Annotated in this window: 18 protein-coding genes, 2 tRNA genes and 1 CRISPR repeat array; of the genes, 11 read left to right on the top strand and 9 right to left on the bottom strand. The window is 45.9% G+C overall.

All coding sequences use genetic code 11. From position 1 onward, the window contains the following. The first annotated feature begins 34 nt into the window (after positions 1-34). The 3 genes from EYM_RS00895 (at position 35) to EYM_RS00885 (ending at position 2,418) form a co-directional block, all read left to right on the top strand. The gene (locus EYM_RS00895; protein ID WP_075049245.1) at positions 35-1,225 is read left to right on the top strand and encodes a hypothetical protein; all 1,191 of its coding nucleotides are present in this window, start codon (positions 35-37) and stop codon (positions 1,223-1,225) included. A 111-nt stretch (positions 1,226-1,336) separates the two neighbouring features. Further along, the gene (locus EYM_RS00890; RefSeq protein WP_075049244.1) at positions 1,337-2,293 is read left to right on the top strand and encodes a hypothetical protein; all 957 of its coding nucleotides are present in this window, start codon (positions 1,337-1,339) and stop codon (positions 2,291-2,293) included. Between the two features lie 46 nt (positions 2,294-2,339). Continuing rightward, positions 2,340-2,418 (top strand) — tRNA-Gly (locus tag EYM_RS00885). Positions 2,419-2,515: 97 nt separating this feature from the next. On the opposite strand, the gene EYM_RS00880 is transcribed toward EYM_RS00885, so the two are convergent. Next, complete coding sequence (locus EYM_RS00880) at positions 2,516-4,036, bottom strand: thioredoxin domain-containing protein (protein ID WP_075049243.1); 1,521 nt, start codon at positions 4,034-4,036, stop codon at positions 2,516-2,518. Between the two features lie 379 nt (positions 4,037-4,415). Between EYM_RS00880 and EYM_RS00875 the strand changes: the two genes are divergently transcribed. Next, a tRNA-His gene (locus EYM_RS00875) sits at positions 4,416-4,516 on the top strand. Between the two features lie 362 nt (positions 4,517-4,878). Further along, a CRISPR array of direct repeats spans positions 4,879-5,860; the repeat unit is 26 nt; unit sequence CTTTCCACTCCCTATTGGGATTCTAC. Between the two features lie 573 nt (positions 5,861-6,433). After that, complete coding sequence (locus EYM_RS00870) at positions 6,434-7,465, top strand: RNA-guided pseudouridylation complex pseudouridine synthase subunit Cbf5 (RefSeq protein ID WP_083494967.1); 1,032 nt, start codon at positions 6,434-6,436, stop codon at positions 7,463-7,465. Here the strand turns inward: EYM_RS00870 and EYM_RS00865 are convergent. After that, a complete protein-coding gene (locus EYM_RS00865) occupies positions 7,440-8,234 on the bottom strand; it encodes an N-glycosylase/DNA lyase (RefSeq protein ID WP_075049242.1) in 795 nt (264 codons plus the stop codon). The two genes, EYM_RS00870 and EYM_RS00865, sit on opposite strands and share 26 nt — an antisense overlap. A gap of 116 nt (positions 8,235-8,350) precedes the next feature. Here EYM_RS00865 and EYM_RS00860 point away from each other — a divergent pair, with 116 nt between their 5' ends. Together EYM_RS00860 and EYM_RS00855 are read left to right on the top strand one after the other, a co-directional pair. Then, positions 8,351-11,062, top strand: a complete 2,712-nt coding sequence (locus tag EYM_RS00860; RefSeq protein WP_157058697.1) for a DEAD/DEAH box helicase — start codon at positions 8,351-8,353, stop codon at positions 11,060-11,062. Positions 11,063-11,108: 46 nt separating this feature from the next. Further along, on the top strand, positions 11,109-11,621 hold the full coding sequence (locus EYM_RS00855) for a class I SAM-dependent methyltransferase (protein WP_236943420.1): 513 nt from the start codon (positions 11,109-11,111) through the stop codon (positions 11,619-11,621). On the opposite strand, the gene EYM_RS00850 is transcribed toward EYM_RS00855, so the two are convergent. Then, on the bottom strand, positions 11,613-12,386 hold the full coding sequence (locus EYM_RS00850) for an aldo/keto reductase (protein ID WP_075049240.1): 774 nt from the start codon (positions 12,384-12,386) through the stop codon (positions 11,613-11,615). The two genes, EYM_RS00855 and EYM_RS00850, sit on opposite strands and share 9 nt — an antisense overlap. Further along, positions 12,383-13,456, bottom strand: a complete 1,074-nt coding sequence (locus EYM_RS00845) for an NAD(P)-dependent glycerol-1-phosphate dehydrogenase (protein WP_075049239.1) — start codon at positions 13,454-13,456, stop codon at positions 12,383-12,385. Before EYM_RS00845 ends, EYM_RS00850 begins: the two co-directional genes overlap by 4 nt. A gap of 126 nt (positions 13,457-13,582) precedes the next feature. Here EYM_RS00845 and EYM_RS00840 point away from each other — a divergent pair, with 126 nt between their 5' ends. Together EYM_RS00840 and EYM_RS00835 are read left to right on the top strand one after the other, a co-directional pair. After that, the gene (locus tag EYM_RS00840; protein ID WP_075049238.1) at positions 13,583-14,836 is read left to right on the top strand and encodes a tRNA (N(6)-L-threonylcarbamoyladenosine(37)-C(2))-methylthiotransferase; all 1,254 of its coding nucleotides are present in this window, start codon (positions 13,583-13,585) and stop codon (positions 14,834-14,836) included. A gap of 47 nt (positions 14,837-14,883) precedes the next feature. Beyond that, complete coding sequence (locus EYM_RS00835) at positions 14,884-15,774, top strand: nucleotide-binding protein (RefSeq protein ID WP_075049237.1); 891 nt, start codon at positions 14,884-14,886, stop codon at positions 15,772-15,774. On the opposite strand, the gene EYM_RS00830 is transcribed toward EYM_RS00835, so the two are convergent. From EYM_RS00830 to EYM_RS00815, 4 genes are all read right to left on the bottom strand, one after another. After that, positions 15,763-16,386 carry a LysE family transporter gene (locus EYM_RS00830; RefSeq protein WP_075049236.1) on the bottom strand — a complete coding sequence of 208 codons (624 nt, stop codon included), beginning with the start codon at positions 16,384-16,386 and terminating at the stop codon, positions 15,763-15,765. The genes EYM_RS00835 and EYM_RS00830 overlap by 12 nt on opposite strands. A 42-nt stretch (positions 16,387-16,428) precedes the next feature. Continuing rightward, positions 16,429-17,595, bottom strand: coding sequence for a fructose-1,6-bisphosphate aldolase/phosphatase (fbp, locus tag EYM_RS00825; protein WP_075050560.1), 1,167 nt, complete (start codon positions 17,593-17,595; stop codon positions 16,429-16,431). Between the two features lie 148 nt (positions 17,596-17,743). Further along, positions 17,744-19,351: a coiled-coil domain-containing protein gene (locus tag EYM_RS00820; RefSeq protein ID WP_075049235.1), complete on the bottom strand. Its 1,608-nt coding sequence runs from the start codon at positions 19,349-19,351 to the stop codon at positions 17,744-17,746. A 10-nt stretch (positions 19,352-19,361) separates the two neighbouring features. Next, on the bottom strand, positions 19,362-20,030 hold the full coding sequence (locus EYM_RS00815; RefSeq protein ID WP_075049234.1) for a hypothetical protein: 669 nt from the start codon (positions 20,028-20,030) through the stop codon (positions 19,362-19,364). A 111-nt stretch (positions 20,031-20,141) separates the two neighbouring features. Here EYM_RS00815 and EYM_RS00810 point away from each other — a divergent pair, with 111 nt between their 5' ends. Together EYM_RS00810 and EYM_RS00805 are read left to right on the top strand one after the other, a co-directional pair. Next, complete coding sequence (locus EYM_RS00810; protein WP_075049233.1) at positions 20,142-20,666, top strand: hypothetical protein; 525 nt, start codon at positions 20,142-20,144, stop codon at positions 20,664-20,666. 2 nt (positions 20,667-20,668) lie between these two features. After that, a complete protein-coding gene (locus EYM_RS00805; RefSeq protein WP_075049232.1) occupies positions 20,669-21,700 on the top strand; it encodes a hypothetical protein in 1,032 nt (343 codons plus the stop codon). On the opposite strand, the gene thyX is transcribed toward EYM_RS00805, so the two are convergent. Then, positions 21,657-22,400, bottom strand: a complete 744-nt coding sequence (thyX, locus tag EYM_RS00800) for an FAD-dependent thymidylate synthase (RefSeq protein ID WP_075049231.1) — start codon at positions 22,398-22,400, stop codon at positions 21,657-21,659. The genes EYM_RS00805 and thyX overlap by 44 nt on opposite strands. Positions 22,401-22,464 lie beyond the last annotated feature (64 nt).

Below are 22,464 nucleotides of genomic sequence, written 5' to 3'. Positions count from 1 at the left end.
CTCCACGGACAAATAGGATCTTATAGGGCGTTAAGTGTTCCCGTTCGTTAAAGTTACCGAGAGGCTCAAGGAGCATATGCTCTTTAGATGGATCGGTCTATCGAAAGAGGACGAAGTAATTAGGTACTATATGGGTCAACCCTTGATCTTAACTTCTTGGGAGGAACTCGAGGGCCTTAGGGTATCCGCTAGGAGCGTCGAGGCAAGCGCTACCAAATACGGATCTAAGAGCTTGAGGGACGTTAAGGGATCTGACCTAATAGCTAGCTATTACTGCTTTAACGAGAACTCGTGTAAGTTAATTTCGCGCAAGCTCTCAGAGGCGGTTAAGAGGAAGGGAGCCGTTCCGTGGTTCTTATATAACGGCGAATCTGCCTTCGCTATAGTCAGTTGGAAGTGCTACAATTACGGAGAACTGAAGTCAGCTTCTCCATCTTATTTGATGAGAAAAATAGTAGAGGATGCCGGCTTCAGTCCCTATGAAGTTTTACCTATCGCGAAGTTCTTATCGGCTCCATACAGTTTGCATAAGAGCTTGAACTTAGTGAACGTGCCACTTAAGTCTGACAATGTAATGGAGCTCGCTCCGAGCTTGGCTTCTCCAGACAAGGCAAGCGGCGATGACGACGCTATAGATAGTTGCGAAGGGGACTTGAACGACTACGTTAAGGCAGTCGAAAAGGAAGTACCAACTAACCCGAGACACCCGGGCAGGTTTCCAGTAATGGGATTGCTCCAAGCGGTAAGGTACTACATACTTTCTGGAGACGTGCTCGAGGCGCTCAGCTTTGGTCTAAATAGAGCAATATTTTACGCTTGGTTGAAGTATCACTACAACCCGAGTAAGATAAGGAGGCCTAGAGGTTACAGCGAGGAAGAGCTAGAGCGAATAGAGAAATTGAGGCCCTTGGGCCCCTTGAAGGACAAGGCCCCGAGAAGCGGTAAGTGGTTCGAGATAGGGGGTCAGGTTCAGAGACCGGAGGACTTCTTCAAGCAAGTAGCTAAGAAGTTCGATTACTCCGGTATGCCGTTCGAAATAGCTTGGGACAGGGCCTTCGAATACGTTTCCCTGTTTCCCGAACACGTGCTCCGCGATCCCAACCTCTTCTTTAAGTACGTGTATGAGCCGGTTAGGGACAACTTCCTGCTAGTTTATAAAAGAGAGGCTAGACCGAAGTTGCCACCCGTACATAGATATAGGAGCTTGTTCGACTTCAAGAAATGATCAATTGTCTTTTACCATCGAAGCTCCTTCGAGATGTAGGTTGATCGAACGGATCAGTTTCATACTATAAATAAAGAATAATTGCGCGTTCCTTTAATTCGGCGATGAGTGGTGAGGACGGCGTTAGTTGCCTTAGCTTTAGCCTTTGCCCTCTCGGCTGCCAGTCTAGAGTTAGCTAAGACTATCGACGTCGACTACACAGTTGCGAAGTTAAAGACGGACATGCACAAGTACATCGTAATTGCTTCGAGCGACTTCGATATGGATACAGACTATTGTTGTGGTTACAGCTACGAACTCTTTAAGGATGAGGTAACGATATATGAGGTCTATGGACTAAGCGGACTAGATTCTAGAGTGAAGAAAGGTGTAATCGAGCTGAAGGATAAATACGATACAATAATTGCTACCGACTACGGATTTGTAGTCTGTAACGTAAACAATTGCACAGCTTACAGTAGGACTGGGAACGTTGTTTGGAAAGCACCTTTGAAAATAGACTTAGATGTAACAACCCACTCGTTCTTACCTTTCATAAATGGTACAATGTACCTCGTGGGGAAAGACCAAAGAACTCTGTATATAGTCGACTCGAAGACGGGTGAACTGAGAGGAGTTCTTAGACTGGACTTCAAGGTTCAATCAATTTCCAATTGCGATAAATATATTCTATTGGTTGGTAAAGATGAAATAGGTAATAGCGTACTGGAACTTTACGAGGTCGAAACGGATGGCGATCTAACCATGTTATGGAAGAAGGTGACCGCCTCGGACGTTTACTACTCTAGCGTGAGCGATGACTGTCGATATGCCGTAGTCTCAACGCCAACAACGTTTTACGTCCTCAACGTACCTAATGGCGACGTTATTGTATCGAGAGACATAACTGATGAACTGCTACTATTTGCAAATGAGTATAGGATAACCTCAATTGAGATGACGCCTCTAACGAGTTCGGGCTTATACGCTATAATAGTTGGTGCGGACGGCCCTTACGATCTACATAAAATATTAATGTACAAATATAATCCTTATGAAGAATCCGAGTCAAACGACATTTGGGGATAGCTATCAAGTCTAAGCTTTTTAATCCTTGGAAAGCCTGACTTCAAGGGCGGCGGTCGTCTAGCCTGGACTAGGATGCCGGCCTCCCAAGCCGGTGATCCCGGGTTCAAATCCCGGCCGCCGCACCATTTCTACTACTTAAGAGCTCCGTACGGCTGAAGGGATTTTACATTGTATAAGAATTTATACAGGGAGAAAATTTGAAGGAATAGTATTGAAAAGGAGTTATATTACTGAAAAGCTATAGAGGAGCAAGTACACTCCAGCTATGACCATTAGCGCAGAGCTAATCAACTCTATTTCCTTACTCCTCTTAGTTAAGACTATTGCTACGTTCTTCAGCTTAGGCGCTAAGTACGACGTTACCGCTAGCGGTATACCTATTCCTAACGCGAATCCGGCTAAGGTACTTACTCCACCTGTAGTTGCTATTAGTAACAGAGCTCCTATTACTAGAGGCAAGTTACATTGCACTGATAGGAAGCCGTAAAGCGCACAGAAAGCGAAGTCGCTCTTCTTGCCTACCTTGGCGCTGCTAATTTCCATTGGTACGTCAAGCAAACTCGCTAAGCCAGCTATTACTATAGCGCCTCCCACTACCGGGAGAAGGATTTTTTGAACGGCTAGAACGGCGTTCGAGAACAATAGGAATAGCGCGCCTAGCGCAACCACTCCTAGGGCCGCCAGCGCGCCACATCCCAAGGACTTGCTAACGTTGCTTTCAGACCTCCTTAGGCTGCTGGTGACGTGAGTGACGAACAACGGGAAGACGCAAGGCGAGAGAGCGGCCGCTAGTCCGGTAGCTAACCCAACGACGAAAGAAAGTATCGAACTCAATTGCGCGCTGGCTGGGAGACCGGAGGCCTCTAACTTGCTGGCCTCTCCAGCGTCTAGAGGAGCGTTCAATTCGGCCTCGCTTCCTTTGGTCTCCCTCCCCAAGGCCACCTTGCTTAGTTCGTTAAGGAACTCTGCGTAGCGTTCGGAAGCCTTTTCGTCTAGGTTCGGTACGAACGTCTTCATTGACTTAACGCCTTCAACTACTCTCTCCTTACCGTAAAGCTCAAAGAGCGTTGTATTTGATGCAAAGGCTTTCCTGAACATCTCGTTCAATTTGGCGGAAGTTGGATCCGGGGGAACCTCGTTGATCCATTCAATTACCGCTTCCTTAGAGACTTCCTTTGGACTGCCGTGGCAGCTGGCGCAAGCCAGTTGGAACTCCATCAAGTCCGCTTCCAATTTAGACGACGTGAGGCCTAGACGCGAATACACCCAGTTCTTCATTTGAGTAGCTACGTCTGGCCCAGGGAACCCTCCTATGTGTCTTCCAACCAACTTCCCGTCTTTGAATACCATGAAGGTAGGTACGTCGTTTATGTTAAACCTCCTAAATATGGGCTCCGTGCTAGGAGAGAAAGTTACATCGTAATATCTTACCTTTCCATCGCTCATTGCCTCTAATTGGAGCCAGTAAGGATACATTTTCTTGCAGACTGGACACGTTGTGCTCTTGAACATTATTGCAACGTACTTGTTCTCCTTCAAGATTTGATCGAAGGCGGCAACGTTTTCGATGCTGGAACCCCTAGAGAGAACGTACGTCTTGGCAACAGCTTGCTCGTATTCTATAGAAGCAGATGCTATCAAGTAACCTATTACCACTATCGCTAACAAGTATAAGCCCGCCTTGGAAGAACTCTTATCTAGAAACGTCATTCTCCCTTTCTTACCACCTAGTCTAAGGCTCAAGATCTGTTACCGTTCAACTCAATCCATCTGACATGGTTAAAAGCGTAACAAAAGGGAACCGGTAACCCTTCCTCGCGCGCCGATCCTTCGCTAAGGACTTTCCATGAAATAGATAGCGAGACGCCTCGCAATGCCTTGTGCTTAAACATTGAGAGTACCTAAAGTTTCCGTTATTGAACTGATGGAATTCAATGCTCCCCAAGACTGAATATTACGCGGAGCCTAGAATCGCAGTGACACATAGGATATCTAGAGGATTAGGGGAACGTTTCGCACACATCACCTCATATATCTCTATTACAGCTTTTCGAAGAGGATCGGTACTAAATTTTTTAATCTTACTCCGAAAGACCCGTAAATGGGGCGCCGCCCTCAGCTGGCCGCCGTAGCTCAGCTGGTTAGAGCGCGGGACTGTGGAGGCCCGGCTGAGAGGCCGCGGAGATCCCGAGGTCCCGGGTTCAAATCCCGGCGGCGGCCCCACCACGTTTACTCATCGAAAACGCCTAGTATTCCAATTTATTCTCATCCATGGTAAAGTTAGTTGAACGGAGACTTGCGCGAGGTTGCCCTTATTTCCAGTACTTACTACATGATACCTTTCTAGTAAAAACATCGGTGCTTCCGAAAAGACGGGCGTACTTACGTCATTGATATTGAATGTTCTCTCCGTAACATTGACTTGAATATTAGCTGATGAGTTGTTCTACAACTTTCCATTCCTTGTTCCATTTCTATGTAGCAATTATGCCAATACAATATAGAGTTTGAGGAAAAGATCTCTATTTCATCTTTGAATTTTTACCTCATAATGAAAGTCAGGAAACCAATGCGGGGAATATTTCCTTTCCACTCCCTCTTGGATCTCTACAAGAAGTTAAAATTAACGAATATGGAACCGAGCGAACTACTAACTTTCCACTCCCTCTTGGATCTCTACAACCCCTTCATATTGTTCGCAGACCAAATCGGCGAGGAAGCTTTCCACTCCCTATTGGATCTCTACGTGAAGAAGCCAGGAAGGGGGAGACCGAAATATTATCTAGCCTTTCCACTCCCTATTGGGATTCTACACTAGAAACCTTGAAGCTTCCTGTTCCTGAAAACATAAAGAATAACCCATTAGCTTTCCACTCCCTATTGGGATTCTACTACATTAAGCGAAGCGAAGAAAAGAGTCGTTCTGAACTTTCCACTCCCTATTGGGATTCTACACGAGTACGAACCGATCTATGCCATCACTATCGAAAACAGACTTTCCACTCCCTATTGGGATTCTACATAATGAGGAACGACTGTATCTTTGATTTCAAGAAGACTGAAAGCTTTCCACTCCCTATTGGGATTCTACCCCTTCCGGGTCTGTCGATAGGCCAGAAGCCATTTACGCTTTCCACTCCCTATTGGGATTCTACAGGCCTCTCTATTTCGAGAACGTAATCGAGGTAAAGTTCAACTTTCCACTCCCTATTGGGATTCTACAGAGGTGAAGAAAGACTTAGGAAAATCCTGAAAGACGTCCTCTTTCCACTCCCTATTGGGATTCTACAGGAAAGGATGAGGAAGCTCGGTTTACTGAAGCCACCAAGACAGCTTTCCACTCCCTATTGGGATTCTACATTGAACATCAGAACGCACCTATCGAACGTAAAAGTCTCTTCATTACTTTCCACTCCCTATTGGGATTCTACAAAGCGAAATGTTTAAAACCGTGAGTGAGTAATAGTAACATGCTTTCCACTCCCTATTGGGATTCTACGCTTTGCTGGGACGGGACCGGCGAAGTGCAGGTCTACAGATTCTTTCCACTCCCTATTGGGATTCTACCGTTGCCCTCCTATTTAAACAATCAATTCCCCATCTTTTAACCCTTTCCCCTCATTTGCCTTTCCACATTCACACCTTCCCTTTCAGAACTTGAACTCAATTAGTTGTCCAATATATGCATGAATATGCTTGTATAAGGTAGGCTGGAGTAGAAATCCCCATGATCATCAGAGTTCCCATGATCGCTTATTAACCCCTCTAAGCTCCTTCTCATTGTAAAGATCGATCTTGAAAGAACCTTGTACTGATGGTCTGAACTCTGGATTGGTAAATCTTGTTTGCTTTTGCAAATACAATGCTAATTGATTTGGTTTAAATTGAACTGACAATTAGGAAGGCTGGTAGAAACTGAAGGTGCTTAAGGAGACCATTAATTCTGAATTCAAATGGTTAAGGTTGAGGAAATGAGTGAATTGATTGTGATTAAATGGAAAAGTGAATTTGGACAAGAGGTGGAGATGAGGATTCACCATCGGATGGTGAATGAAGACAAGGATTTTGCAAGGTAACGCGGGACGTTTCCTATACCTCTTAACCTCGTCCGCATTACCCTCATCTCGGGTACTGATCGAATTGAAGGAAGCAATGCAATGGCTCAACGAGATGCACGAAAAGTGCTACTTCGAAGGGAAGTGGTTGATCAAGAAGGAATCGGAAACTGACCCTAGATACGGAAAGTACCCTTGGGAAAGGACAACTGAAGAGCTGTTAGAGCTCGGTGTAGTCAACTTGGATAAACCACCGGGACCCACGTCGCACGAAGTTGTAGCATGGATAAAGAGAATGTTTAATTTAGATAAGGCAGGCCATGGCGGTACTCTAGATCCTAAAGTAACCGGCGTTCTACCGGTTGCGTTCAAAGAGGCTACTAAAGTGATCCATTACGTTATGCTATCGGGCAAGGAGTACGTAATGGTAATACAATTCCACGATGCCTTCAATGAGAAAGACGTTATAGAGAACTTGAAGTACTTAGTAGGCGAGATATACCAAAGGCCTCCACTCAGAAGCAGTGTCAAGAGGCAATTGAGAACGAAGAAAGTCTACTACATCCACTTAATCGAATTCTATCCCGAAAGGAGAATGGTTATGGTTAGGGTGGGTTCAGAGAGCGGCACCTATATGAGGAAGATTGCTCACGACTTGGGCTTGCTAATGGGCATTGGAGCCCATATGAGGGAGTTGAGGAGAACTAGAAGCGGTCCCTTCCATGAGGGTTACAACCTCGTAACCATGCAAGAGCTAAGCGAAGCCAAGTTCTTATGGGAGGAGAAAAAGGACGACAGCCTATTGAGGAAGTACGTAATGCCATGTGAATACAGCGTTTGTCACATGCAGAAGGTCATGGTCATGGACGGTGCCGTTGACGCAATAGCCCACGGAGCTCACGTAGCCGCTCCCGGAGTAGCTGCCCTTACGGATGGAATAAGGAAAGGCGACGTTGTAGCCATTTTCAGTCTGAAAGGAGAATTGGTAGCTATAGGAGAGGCGTTAATGAGCTCCAAGGAAATCTTAGAAGCGGAAAAGGGATGGGTCGTTAAGACGAAAAGAGTTGTAATGAAGAGAGGGGTATACCCAGCTACGTGGAAGAAGGACAAGGCTTAACTATTAGTAATTTGCTAACTTCCTCCGCTTCCTTCACTCCCAAGCTCTCGAGGTTGGACTTGAACTTCTCCCGCGCTTCTTCAACGCCTTGTTTCATGAGCTTTTCCCTAACTCCCCTCATGGGAACCCAAAGTATTGCGTCCAAGTGCAAAGTCTTGATACCGGCTTCCTTGGCTATCTCGCTCCACTTATTCATTGCTTCTTCTCTCAAAACTTCCATTATTCTCTCAGGTTCATCGTATAGTACTCCCGAAGTGCAAGTGAGGGTAGCTATTCTCAGATCTATAGGTAATGGAACGTCTCCCTTTACTTCAATACCCTTAGCCTTATAAAAGTAATAGGCCATCTTGGCTGCGAATACTATGGTCTTTTCCGTTCCCCTAGACTTGAATACTTCAGCTAACCTCGATCTTAAGAGATCTAAATCTGAGAACTTTAAGGGATCCTCGGAGAGCTCCTTCAGTAGTTCCTCCGCTTTCTTGAGCCTCTTTAGTTTCTGTTCCCTTAGGGCTCTATTGAACTTGCTTTGTTTGAGGAACTCTTCTAAAGTGCTATTAGGGTTCTTCGAGAAGTAGTCTGCCAACTCGTTCCAATACTGCTCTCCAGTGCTACTTAACCTGTAACTAATTAACGCGTTACCTACAATTATTGGAAGTGCCTTATCCCCAAGGACGTCAACTAGCTTCTTTATTGCCTTGTACTGTGGGTCGGTCTCTTCAATCAAGTCCACGTACTTCTTTAATATTGTGAGTGCTTTTACCACATCCATGAAAATTGAAACCCCGTCTTTCAGTTTCGTAACATTAATTTATAAAGTATGTAGTGAGCTAAAGTAAAACGCACTTACTTCATTAACCTCTCATAGGGTAAGTCGAAAGGTTGAATATGAGGGGTGCTACGAACGTCTTCGACGAACTGCCGGAAGCGCTAAGGGAAGCGCTCAAGAGGAGGGGGATCGAGAAGCCAACGCCCATTCAAGAGAAGGCGATACCGGTGATACGAAGAGGTTTCAACACACTGATAATGGCACCAACTGGAAGCGGTAAGACGGAAGCCGCTCTCTTACCAGTTGCGTCCCAAATAATTGAAAAGAGTCTGTATGGCGAGCTACGCGTCCTATACGTAACGCCCCTCAGAGCGCTCAATAGAGACATAGGGCTTAGGGCGTTCGAACTCTTGAAGGAGGTCGGAATAGAGGTAGACGTATGGCACGGAGATACGCCTCAAAGTAAGAGGAGGAAGATACTCGCTAAGCCACCGGAGGTCCTGGTAACGACGCCGGAAAGCCTTAACATACTCTTAGTTAATAAGAAAATGAGGGAGAGGCTGCGAAACGTCAAGTTCGTCATCGTTGATGAGCTCCATGAGGTAATTGAAGACAAGAGGGGCGTAGAGCTCTCAGTAGCGCTCGAGAGGCTGTCGCTCTTGTCGAGCTTTCAGAGATTAGGCATAAGCGCAACTATTTCTCAAATAGACTTAGCCAAGAAGTTCCTAGGTAGCGGTAGATACGTTGTTGAGGTAAGGGACGAACGAGAGAAGAGACCCGAAATAAGCGTCTTCGTTGAAGAGAACTTTGAAGAGATGGTAAATAGATTGAGGAACCTAGTAATTGGAACTGATGGTACGGTTCTAATCTTCACCAATACTAGAGATACAGCTGAAGTCCTAGGCAAGAGGCTTAGAGAAGAGTTCGATGGCGTTGCCGTCCATCACGGATCTCTATCAAAGAAAGAGAGGGAAGAGGCGGAAAAGTCGGCTAGAGAAGGCAAGTTGAAGGCGTTAGTGGCGACTTCCTCCTTGGAACTCGGAATAGATATAGGTCAAATCAAGTACGTTATCCAATTTACTTCTCCGAGAAGAGCCACCAATTTGGTGCAGAGGATCGGTAGAGCTGAACACAAACCGAACGAGAGACCCAAAGGGGCGCTCGTAACTGGTTTGAAGCCCTACGAGGCGTTCGAGGCAGTGGTAATAGCAAGGAGGGCCCAATCGGGAAATTTAGAGAAGCTCAGCGTGCACCTAAATCCCTTGGACGTGCTAGCTCATCAGATAGTAGGTATACTTATGGAAGAGCCCAGGAGCAAGGACGAGGTATACGATATAGTAAGGAGAGCCTTTCCATATTGGAACTTAAGTAGGAGGGACTTCGAAGAGACAGTTGACTTGTTGTTGGAAAGCCGATTAATTGAATGCGATCCCGAAGGGAAGTGTAAAGCTAGGAAGAAGGGGGAAATATACTACAGGACTACTGGACCTATAGTGGAGAGCAAGAGATACAAGGCATTGGTTTACGGAACTAATCACTTCGTAGGAACCCTCGATGAAGAGTTCGTAGTGGAATTAAACGTGGGAGATAGGTTCGTTCTAGGAGGGAAGGTCTGGAAAGTAGTTGGGATAGAAGGGGAAGTCGTTTACGTAGAGGAATCTTCCGGTGAGGGACCCCCTCCTTGTTGGGAGGGGGAGCTGATACCAGTTGAATACGAGATCGCAAGGGAAGTCGGCGCGCTAAAGAGGAACTTCGATAAGATGATAAGTTCGTACCCATTAACGCGCGAAAGCGTCCAAAGGTTAAGGAGTTACTTAAACGAAATTAACGCACCCATTGCAACCGATAAGAGAATAGTGATAGAAGTAGAGGGGAACTTGATTGTCTATAACGTGCATGGAGGAAGTAAGGTTAACCTAGCCTTAGCTTACGCGTTAAGCGAGTTAGCGAGGCTTAGGTATGGATCGGCGTCCTTCAATACGACGCCCTACCACGTAATGATATTCGTTAACTCAAGGGTGACGCCTTACGAAGCCAAGGACCTATTGCTTTCTTTAAAGAATTTCGATATAGAGGAACTAGTATTGAGCGCCGTAAAGACGTCGAAGCTGTTCTCATGGAGGCTAATGAAGGTGTTGGTTAGAATGGGGTTATTAAATAGGAATACGGTGAGTCTGGATGAGTTAAGGAAAGTCGAGAAGAGCCTAAGGAGAACCTATCTGAACGAGGTACCTGGTAGAGAAGCCATAAGGGAAATACTTACGGAAAAGATCGATTTAGAAAAAGCGAAGGAGCTAGTAAGCGAATTAGATTCGTATGAAATAGTAACGAAGGTCGGGCTATCTGCTCAGAGCAGATGGGCGGTAGAGGGCCAAGCTTACGCCAAGGACCACGTAAGCGATACGAAGTCCGTCGTCAAGGAGGCTGTAAAATTAAGGCTTCAGAAAAAGGACGTGGAAATGTATTGCTTACTCTGCGGCAGGAAATGGGAAGGCAAAGTAGCCGACGTACCATTAACGTGTCCCAGTTGCGGAGCAAAGGTAGTGATACCGGTCTTCCGCCCAGAGGAGGAGCTGAGAGCGGCAGTAACGAAGTTTACTCGGGGTGAGAGGCTCAAGAGAGACGAGAGGAAACTAATGGAAGAGGCAAGGAAGAGGGCCAATTTGGTGGCGTTGTACGGAAGGAACGCCCTAATGGCCTTAGCGGGAAGGGGCATAGGCGCAACTACAGCGTCAAAGGTCTTGGAAAGATGGGTAACCGGCAGGGAAGACTTAATAGACGCAATAATAAAGGCAGAAAAAGTCTACTTGAAAACTAAGAGGTTCTGGTGAGAAAGCTTATCTGGTTCTACCTCGAGCGTTGAGTAGGAGGACCTATTTGGAACAGTTCAAGATACCTTTCTTCCCGGAACTGGGTTTCGATGTCCCCTACGTCCCTACTCCTCATCACGTAGTTAGGGAAATGTTGAAGCTAGCGAAGGCGGGAAGAGACGACGTCCTATATGACCTAGGCTCCGGAGACGGGAGGGTGTTAATAATTGCCGTAGAGGAGTTCGGCGTGAAAAAGGCTGTTGGAATTGAAATAAGGAGGGAGTTAGTTGAAATTTCCAGAGAAGAGGTGAAGAAGAGAGGACTAGAGGGAAGAGTGACTATAATACACGGGAACGTATTGAACGTCAGCTTCGTTGAACCTACTGTAGTTACCATGTTCCTATTGCCGGACTTAATGGAAGCCATAAGGAGAAGGTTGGAGAAAGAATTACCTAAAAACGCTAGGGTCGTGAGCTACGAGTTTCCTATGGCCTCTTGGAAACCTACTGTCGTTAGGAGGTTCGAGGACGCTCATTCTTACCATACGCTCTATTTGTACGTTAAGGGAATTTCATTCTAGCTTCCTCAAGGCCTCTTCGGGTAGTTCCGTCTCTAAAGCAAGCAATATCTCCTCTAGATGCTTCTTGTTCTCTGTCTTTGGTATCGGTATAACAACTTTAGATCTAGAGAGTAGGAAGAGGAGAGCTACCGTTGCTGGCGGTAACTGCACTTCGCTAGCGACTTCTAGGAGGTTCCGAGGAAACTTGCCTTTATCCAATGGAGTGTGAGCCTGGAGGGCGATGTTTCTTTCCTCGAGAATTGGAATGAGTTCCTCCGTCCTCCTGAAGGTGTATGAGTATTTATTTTGAACGGCTACTATAGGGTGTTTCTTAGTTGAACTTAGGGCAACCTCTAGTTGCTCCTTGTTTACGTTGGACACGCCTATCATTCTGGTCAAACCCTTCTCAGCCGCCTTTTCCAGCACTCTAACCTCGGTCGCGATGTCTTCAGGCCAGTGAACGAGCGTGAGATCCGGAACCTTCCCCAACCTCTCCCTTTGTCTTTCCAACGCTTTGAAGCATTCCTCTTCGTCCTTCAAATGCCATGGATAGAGCTTCGTCGTGACGAAAATCGAGTCCTTGTCTCCATAGGCAGCGAGCGCTTCCCCTATTATAGGTTCCGTTTTGTACATTTCAGCAGTGTCTACCAAGTTAACTCCACGCGAGAAGGCCTCTAACAAAACTTCCAAGAAAGCCTTTGGGTTCCTTACGTCCCATGAGCCTAAACCTATAGCTGATACCTTTTCGCCACCGATCTCGCGCCACTTCAAGATCCATCGTTTCATTCTTCCGGTTCGTCCCCTATTACTCCAGTCCTTCTAGCTAAGTTCTCGGCTGCTTCCCTTGTTAGACCTTCTTCGCCGAGAATAGTATATCTCTCAGGCCGTATCTTATGGGCGATTAGCAACGCTTCTATTATTTTGTCTTCAGAGACGCCTAGTTCCTTAGCGTTCCTCGGTAAGCCCAACACTTCTATGGCTTTCCTCACTTTCTTCCAATACTTCGAATCGTATAGGTAAAGCATCATAACGCTTCCAATGGCCACTTGTTCGCCGTGCCTAGCCGGATAGTTCGCAACTATATCAAGTGCGTGGGAGAACAAGTGCTCGCTGCCGCTAGCTGGCCTGGACGAACCGGCTATACACATGGCCACTCCCGATGAAATTAGGCCCTCAACCAGTATTCTAACGCCCATTTCGTCCATTCGCTTAAGCGCAGTCAAGTACTTCAGGACGTGTTTCGCGCTCATTAGCGAGAGGGACGCCGCGTACGAGCCGTAGTACTCGCCCTTCAGCTTGTGGGCAAGCCTCCAGTCTTTTACTGCAGAGAATTTCCCTAATAGGTCCCCAACACCAGCTAGATTCAATTCCCTGGGTGCTTTTACAATGACCTCTGTATCGGCTACTATAGCTATTGGCGCAACCGTCTTAACGCTCGTAGGCCCGTTCATCCCTCTTAGGGACGAGAACGGCGAAGCGATGCCGTCGTGACTAGCGGCAGTGGGAAAGCTCACTACATCGAGGTTAAGCTTATGGGCTACGTACTTAGCCGCATCTATGGCCTTACCGCCTCCGACGCCAACTACTACGTCGGAACCCGTAGTCTTGACTTCCTCGTATGCAGCTTCAGCGTCGTCCTTGGTAGGTCTTCTTACAATCACTATGTGAACGTCGAATCCCCCGTCCTCAAGTATTTCCTTTATTTCTTTGCCCCACGTGGACGCTACGTGTGGTCCGCTCACTATGGCTACTTCCTTGTAATTACCTAGTTCCTTGAGCACCTCCGGAAGCTTGCTTCTTACCCCCCTACCCACCACGACTTTCTTCATTAAGTCTATCTCGTGTACTGGCCTCAATCTCTTCGCCTTCGTCCGTTGCGGCTATCGAGTCCTTCGTAAAAAGATTACCCCAACTCTAAACTTATTTGTTGAAGCGTACCAAAGGGAGCGAATAGGAAATTCGAACGCTTTCGGTGAACGGGTATGAAGGTATACTACGAAATCTACGGTTGCGCCGTAATGAGGGGAGAAGCTGAAAGGGTCCTAAGCGATCTAGTCGAGAATGGCTTTGAAGTGAGCAACGAAGAGGGCGACGTAGCGCTCGTATTCACTTGCACAGTTAGAAGCGAAACGGAACAGAGAATGATAGCTAGAATTAAGGAGCTTTCTAGGAGGTACGAGAGGGTAATTGTAACCGGCTGCTTGGCTTCCGCCCAACCCGGTTTGATAAAGGCGTTCTCACCGAAAGCAGTAGTAGTAAGTAACGGCATGATGCATCGAATAACCGAGGCCATACTCTATGGTAGAAATCTACTCGGTTACGAAAGACCTGAAAATTGGCTTAAGGGACCCCTAGGCAAGTTCGTTACTGTTATCCCTATAGCAGATGGATGCTTGGGCAATTGCACCTTCTGTATAACCAAGGTAGCCAGACCCGTTCTTAAGAGTCAAAGACCGGAAAGCGTGATTAGATACGCTCTCGAAGCAGTTGAGAGAGGTTCAAAGGAAATATGGTTAACCGCGCCGGACGCTGCCGCTTACGGTAGAGATCTCGGTACTAACTTGGCGAACCTCCTAGAAGAGTTGTTGGAGAACCTTCCAGAAGGCGTGAAAGTAAGGGTGGGTATGATGAATCCAGATACGTTTGAAGAGATTATGGATGAGCTAATGGATATCATGAAGGACGAGAGGGTTTTCAAGTTCTTTCACTTACCCTTACAGAGCGCGAGCGACAAATTACTGAAACTCATGGGAAGGAAGTACACTTATGACCAATATAAGTCAATAGTAAAGGAGGTTAGGGGGAAGTTCGGTGATCCCAGCATAGCGACCGATATCCTCGTAGGATTTCCCAATGAAACCGACGAAGATCACTTAATGACCATAGAAGCCTTAAAGGAGCTTAAGTTCGAAAGAGTTCACATTGCCGCATATACTCCTCGACCTTTGACCTTAGCTGCGAGAATGAAACAGGTAAGTGAAATGGTTAAGTCTAGGAGGGTCAAGGAGGTTTACGACGTCATGATTAAAGTAGGCGAAGAGGTGCATAGGAAATACCTCGATAAGATAGTGGAAGTATTCATTGATGAGTACGACGAGAAGCATGGAACGTTCGTAGGAAGAATGAACAATTACATACCAGTCGTTTTGGAGAACGGGAAGCTGGGTGAGAACGCGAAAGCGAAGATTACTGACTATACTTTTTACGACCTAAGAGGGTACGCGATCGTTTCTTAAAAACGTAAATAAATATGGAACTGCTTCAACTACTCGGTAGTAGTGAAATGCCGCTTTTCAAGAGAAAGAGCAAGGAAGGCACTAAGAAATTGGAACCGCCTCCAAATAGCATCGGTATAGTCGGTTTCAAGGGAGGAGTAGGGAAAACGGCAATAGCGATAGAAATGAGTTTCTTAGTTGCTAGAAAAGGCGTGTTTCCATCTCTTATAGATTGGGACCCATACAACGCGAGAGCTACGTTGAGAATTCTGGGAAGCGACTGGAACGTGGATTGCGGTGCTTGGGACTTCGTAGCCGGTGATTGCGGAAACGATCCAGTAAAGGCCGTCATTAAAGTAAAGGTAAAGAGGGAAGAAGGAGGTAGGCCTCTCTCTATATTCCTTTCACCACCTACTAGGAGCTACGGCGCAGTAACGGACAAAATACTGGAGGCGCTAGGTAAGCCAAACTATCCGGAAAGGGACGAGAGGGCTAACTTGCTAGCCAAGCACATGGCCACCGCCGGTGAGATACTCATAAACGACTTCCAAGTGCCCTCGTGGATGGGCTTAAACGCGTTCAAGGAAATAGTTGACGTAACCTCCAAGTGGCTCATAGTAGTGGTCGATCACTTACCGCAAAGCTTCCAGCAAACTGAGTATTTAGCGAAAACGTTGTTCCCTGGGAAAATACTAGCCTTAGTGGTAAACAAGGTTCCGCCAGCGATGCTCGCTAACCCGCAAGAAAGCAAGAAAATATTGCTCGAAGCTAAGAAACTTCAGAACAGCCTAGGAGCTAAGGTCGTTGCAATATTGCCTTTCGATGCAGCCCTGTACGATCAGAGCACGAAGGGATTAGTGAGTTCCGCGGCCGTTTCGAGAGACCCTTCCAAGGTCAGAAGCCTAAGGTTGTTGAATAGGTTAATGAACGTCGTAATAGACGAAGTTTTAAGGAAGTAACGATTTCCCAAAGAAGCTTCGTAGGGTTATATCTAGGGCAAAGATCACTAGCAATGCAGCTAGAGTCGCGTTAAACGCTATTTGATAGGGTCCCAATAAGTTGGACACGTTCCCTATCCCAGCTAGCAATCCCAACCATAGGTAGTCAAGCCAAGCGTGCGAACTGTACATAACTAGGAATTTATCTATCCTTCCTTCAGTTAGTTCTACGAGAGGCAGGCCTATCGTTGCCCACCACAATAGGAAGTATACGTTGGACGCGGTGAACACGAATCCTGCAAGGAAAGCGTCGCTTACGCTTACGTTGCTTTGAGCCGAACCTCCTTGAATCAATCCCCACGCGAAGAACAACGAGAAAGCTAGTACAATTAACGAAAGCGGCTTCTCTAGTCGTCTTATTACCGGTTTGAGTTTCCCCATTAGCTTACTTAAAACGAAAACGTAAGGCAGCTCGAAGGCGACGTGACCAGTACTGACTATAAGTCCCCCTACGGGCCCTAGCGAAGTTCCAACGGCTACTGCTGCCGCGCTAAGGAGACCCGGACTGAAGGCTCCGCTGGGGGTTACCAGAATCGTTCTAAGAGCAATCTCCTTGTAATCTCCCCTGAGCATTTCGAAACCTAGAGGGGTCTGGATCAAACAGAAATAAAAAATTTAGTCGTGGGCTTCTTCGGTCCCGCTTAGCATCTCGCTGTGTTTAATCTTGGGCTCGGGTAGGTCCTTTACTGGCTTAAACCTGTCCTTAAGCTTCTCTAGTACCTGAGGTAAGGTAGTGTACTCCATTTCACTGGGATCTAGACGGTGAGGCATGAAGGGGCCGTGCCTCCTTATGTAATCGGTAACTTCGTTGGCCACTTGCCTAGCCTTATCGAAGGCTGGGTCATCGAATAAGTCGCTTGGACCGATTAGCTTAGCGTCCTTAACTTGGAATCCGAGGGCTATTACCCTTGGCGGTCCATCGAACCTCGTGGGCCTAGCGTCCCTTACTGGAACGGGCATTAGAGGACCGAAGTGGGATCCCCTCATCCATCCAGCCACCATGTGGGGGAAGGCGAAGGGCTCTAGGATTTCGCCCACGGCGGGGAATCCGCTCTGCGCTCTTACTATCATGACGGGGTCATCCTTTCCTACGTACTTTCCTGCGATGAGGTTGAGCCTTTCAACGGCCACTACAGCAGCTATTCTACCATCGTCCTTACGGAAAACTCTTCTAATTACGTACCTAGAGGGAGTTCCGATGAGCGCGAGGATATCGTACATTTCTTCGGGGCTGTTCATGTGTACTCCTTTGTCTTCGAATACGTCAACCACTTCGAAGGTGAAGCCTATGTGTAACCTGGGGTCTATTACTAGACCAGCAGTGTTGAAGGGATCCGCAAATATCCTGAATAAAGGTAGGTTGAACGCGCCAGGCTCTGTCTTGTCAGCAGCGAATATTACGATAGGTTCGCTGGGTCTCTCTACTATCTCCATTTCAGCCGCCGCTGGACCCAAGCCTCTAACGTTACCGGAGAAGGCGTCGCTTAGCAAGTCTTGACCGGCTGCGTATAGGCCCAGTTCCTTAGATACCTTCGTGGCTTCCTTGAAAGCGTTCCACGCTAGGGTGTGAACGTCCTTATTGTCCTTACCTTTCCTATGAGTCATGATGAGGACTAGGTCGTCACCGACGTGAGTTACGTAGAAGTCCTCTATTACGCCTTCCCTCTTACCTTCGGCCAATACTCGCGAGGCGGCCGCCATACAATCTGGGTGAACGGTATGGTGACCAGCAAGAGAACCTATATCCGCTTTAATAACGCTAATAGTAGTCTTCTCACTCAACGAGCTCACTCCAGATAACCCTCATTGAGCGAGCCTAAAAAGGGTTCAGTGTTACGTGAGGTTTATAATGAAAGCGTGAGGATTCTCATGGCAATGATGACCCGATAGGGCAGCGATGCGATGAGCTCTCCCACGGTCGCTGAGCCTCTCACCCTACAGGTACTAGCGTTTGGGGAAAGCTCGCGTTTTGATAGATCTGATAGTATACCTCTAGGGCTATTCTCTGGACCATCGTATAGAACGCGCTTCCTTGTTGTAACAAGATTTCTGCTATCCTTTTATCTAGATGAGATTTATCTATCAAGTTCTTAGCGAGCCTATCCATAACTTCTTTATCATTCAATGCTTTTAATAACATTTCCTTAATGCTTTCCTTAGTTTCCTTCAAATCGTTCTTCACTGCCTCTAGCTCGCGCTGTAATTCAGTTATCTCGTTTTCTAGTTTCTTCACGTACTTCGAGTAGGTTACGTTCACTGCATTAAACTTTTCAACTAGATCTTTCTCTATGGTAACTAAACTACTATTAAGGCTTTGAATCTCCATCCTGAGGTTCCGTAACTTGCTTTCAATTGCAGTTATCTTCGAGGTTACGTTGCTTAGGGTCTCTAGCGTTCTCTCTAATGTATCTACATTCTTAGAAAGTCTGTTTACTTCCTTTTCTATTAATTCTATTCTCGTTGAATTGCGAGCGAGGTTGGTTGAAAGGTACTTGAGAGTGTTCCTCAATTCAGTGATTTCTTCTTCAGTATTGTTCAACTTATTGAATAGGATAACGAGGTCGCTCTTGCTGGCGTAGTTGGTTAAGTTCGCCTTTAATTCAACTATCTTCTCGTTAAGAACGTTTAATTGCGTCCTCATTTCTTCCACGTGCTTCTTAATATTTAATACCATACCCTTAAGGGCAGTGTAACTTGAATTCAGCTGGATTATCTTCTCATTAATAGCGTTTAACTCAGAGGAGAAGCTTTCGTTCAGATACTTCACTCGGAACTGTATGTTCTCTATAGCTGTTTCAATTACGTCAGTTCTCTTCTCCAAGTCTTTCACATCGTTCTTTAACTTGGATATTTCTCTGGTTAACGTAGTGGTAGAATTGTAAAGTTTAGAAGATATTATATTAGATTTCTCTTCCAGTTTCGATAATTTATTCTCTAAGCTCGATAGTTTTGAATCAACACTCTTTTGGAATTCCATTAATTTAGACTCGAGTTGCTTTAGTTGGAGTTCGTATTGTTGCATAGTGTAGGTGGACGGTATCTGCAATTCGGGTAAGGTGATTAGGCCCAAGATAAGTGAGGCCAGTCCCAAACTTACTATTAGAGAAATTAAGGACAAGAGCGCTGGAACTTTACTGGTCTTGACCCTAATTATAGTTTGGGGAGCGGGTGGTTGAGGAGGCGCTTCTTGAACTCGCATAGGTTGCTGAACCGGTCTAGTAGGTTGCTTGTTTACCGAAGGCATAGGGGGTTGGGCCTTAGGTGCTTCTTCTTTCTCTGTATACTCGCCCGCTAACGCCTCAGCCGTCTTCTGAAGTCCGAGGGCGCTAGCTTCTTCGGAGAGCTTGGGATCTCTTATAGCACCCCTTAATATGAGCCTAGACAGGCTCTCATCAAGTGCCTTGAGCTCGTCCTCGTCTAGTTTAGGATACTTACCTTCCTTTACGAGTTCGATGATGTTCTCAATGCAATCCTTAGTTAACGTTGTGCAACCAGCGTCCTCCATAATTACCTTCAAGACTAAGTCTTCCGTTGCCATGTCGATCACCTTATAGGAAAATTTCCTCGCCTATTCCCATCCCTTCCTCTCCGCCTATGGCTATTAGGGTTGTCCCGAGACTGCTTTCGGCTATTACTACAGTAAATGGATCCGAGTAGCAGAGAGGTTTAAGGACGTTAGAAGTTCCCCTAACGCTACCGGCTCCTACCTTAGGTAAATCATCTATTACGTCTTCCATGTTGACGTAGATAGGTGTTGAGCACACCACCTCTGTACCGCTTCTAATGTCCTTCAACCTTATTGCGCTCGGAACCACCCTCTCGTCCCATATTTTACACAGTTCCTTAAGACCGACGCTCTTATCCTTGTACTTTAGTATGGTTTCCTCCCTTTCACCTTCGATCGTTACGTTCTTATACATATCTATTAAGAGTCGGGCTGCCTCAGCACCAATTGCAGATATATAAGAAGGACCCCTGAGGGGCTTAGGATCTGGTAGTTCCGTTTCAACTATCACAGCCCCATAGTACTGATCTGAACCAATGTCAATTAGGAGACTGGCAATGAACTTCTTGTTATTCCTTACGTGAATAAATCCGCTGGGTGACATTCCGATGTTCCTTATGTTAGGCCATATCTCTTGTATCTCTTCACCACATCCCATGCCGTTTACTACTCTCAGAAAGCCTATCTTCAGCGTAAATATGTGTTCATCCAATCTTCAATTACCCGATTAGAGTTCTCCTTTAAGTTATATATATTCATTGAAGAGCGTTATTGAATTACAACTTATATATTGGCCTATGATGCCTAACTAGCCGGTTAGGAAATGAAGCTTAGGGCGATTATCTCACTAATTGTTCACCTCACGATAATACCTTTCATGTTGTTCCATATAGCATCTAAAATAATATGGCCCTTAGTTGGCTGGAAGGCAGCGTTGTTCTTGGCACCGTTAATACCACTCAGCTTCCTTAAGGGCGAAATCAAGAGGGCTTACGCTCTCATACTAGGTTACGCTTACTTAACCCTCCCCTTATATTACTTGACGTTCATCTGGGGAATAGTTAAATACGAATACGAATTAGAAGCAACGACCGTCTTAGATCTCGCGCTCCTCGCGATCTCTTTAGTTAACTTGATTATAAAGAGGAACCCAACCTCTATATCCATGTTCTGCTGTATAGTAACGGGTACGTTACTTGCATTTCACTTCTCCTTCCTTACTCTTTGGTTACACTACTCGTGCGTCGTAGCTTTGTTGATATCCTTATTTAGTAACGACCTTCACGTGTTGCTATTTCCATTAAACTACCTTCTGAAGCTTTACCGAGTGGTTAACAAGGTGGTGTAATCATGGTGGTTTGCTCAAACGTAAGCGTAAAGGCCCTAGTTACTTTGATCAACGTAACCTTACTAGCAAACAACGTTACCGTTTACTTAATAGGAGTTTCGAATGGACCGCCATGTATTGAGATGAAAAATTACTTGGAACTATTATCCAATAGGTACGGATTCAAGTTAGTCTGGTTACCAATTGATAAGGTAGGAAACGTTGAACCAGTGCCTAAAGTTTCCGAACTAATAGAGAGGAGCGGTCTCCCGTTTCAAGTACCTGTTTCTGCAGTGTACTGTAACGACACATTGAGGTACTTAGTTATTGGTCTAGTTAAGGACGACGCCTTCTGGTACTCTTTAATGAATTGTTCGGGAACAAGTGAAATAAAGGTATTTTATGGAGAAAAGCTTTGGAGCGTAGTTGCTAGAAACGGCTTAAACGAAACTACTATTAATTTAGTGCCCCTTCTCGTTTCAATGACAATTGACTCGCTTAACCCAGTAGGTCTAGCCGTCTTCTCGTTACTCAATGCAGTATACTTGAAGTCTGATCGCAAAGAGTATTGGAAGGCCGTATTAAAGTTCGTGATTGCCTACTCTACTGCTCACATTGCATTAGGGACGATGTTAGCCCAAGTAAGCGCAAACAAGATCTACTCTATTATAGGCATCATAGCTGCTTCAATCATGATTGTCTTAAGTGCAAAGCCTTGGAGGAGGCTATCGAAGTTCTTTGGGACGCTTTCGTCCAAACTTTCTAGAATGGCCTTGTCGCGCGCGTCACCGGTTCTAATAGGAATCTTTGCGTCTACTATAGCTATGTCTCCATGCGTAATAGGAGCTTACTTAAGTGCAATATCCTTCGTGTCCTCGCTACCTCCAACCTTGAGGATTCCACTGTTTACGCTCTACGCAATAGTGTATTCAATACCTCCTCTACTCGTTGCGTTCGTTTCAAACAGACTCGCGATGAAACTCAATACCAGGTACGTAATCTTAGTATTAGCTACTCTATCTCTGCTTCTTTCGATATATTCCCTTCTAAGTTAAGATCCGGTACGACTGTCTCTATTAATTCCTTCATAGCAATTGCTATGCCCCTAATTTCCCATTGAGCCCTTTTATCCGAACGCAACTTAATTACGTGTAAGTATTCCCTGAGGTTCGTAGTCATTAGAAGGGAAGTCCTCATAGCTTGAGGTAAGACGTACCTACAATCTTCCATCTTATATCCGTTTAATCGACACGTAATATATTCTAAAATCGAAGAAGCACACGTTCTCCACGAGTCCTCAAAGGGCAAAACGCACGTTCTCTCCACAACCTTAAGGTTGGCTTCGCCCAATACCCTGCTCCATTTCTCGAAAGCTTCCTCTAAGTTTTCCGCACCAACGCTTCTCAGAATTCTAGCTTCAGAATACCTCTGGCTTTCTTGAGTGTAGGAGGCCAGCCTATGTCTAACCAGCTGGTGAGAGGTTACCCTCGATATACCTTCTATTAGAAACGTCATGGTGATATGCTCGAGAACCGAAGGGAACGACTCAATCGATTCCCTAAGCCACTCGCTCCAACCTTTCTTCCATTCGTAAGTGAGGTAATGGAGAGCCCCCTTCTCCACGGCCTTACCAACACTGACTTTCACTGCTAGCAGGGGCAATCGCCTCGGATCCCTATCTCCTATTAGAGGCATATTATAGGCTATCAAACACACTGAAGTTCTTTTCTCGAAGGGTGATACTCTACAGATCAACTCTAGCACACCCTATCTGAATAGTAGTCACGCAATAGCGTAATTAAGCGATTAGTGATGGAAA

Source organism: Ignicoccus islandicus DSM 13165 (genome assembly GCF_001481685.1).
Taxonomy (GTDB): Archaea; Thermoproteota; Thermoprotei_A; order Sulfolobales; family Ignicoccaceae; genus Ignicoccus; species Ignicoccus islandicus.
The sequence above is the reverse complement of the archived record's forward strand: the minus strand, read 5'-3'. Positions and strand labels throughout refer to the sequence as shown.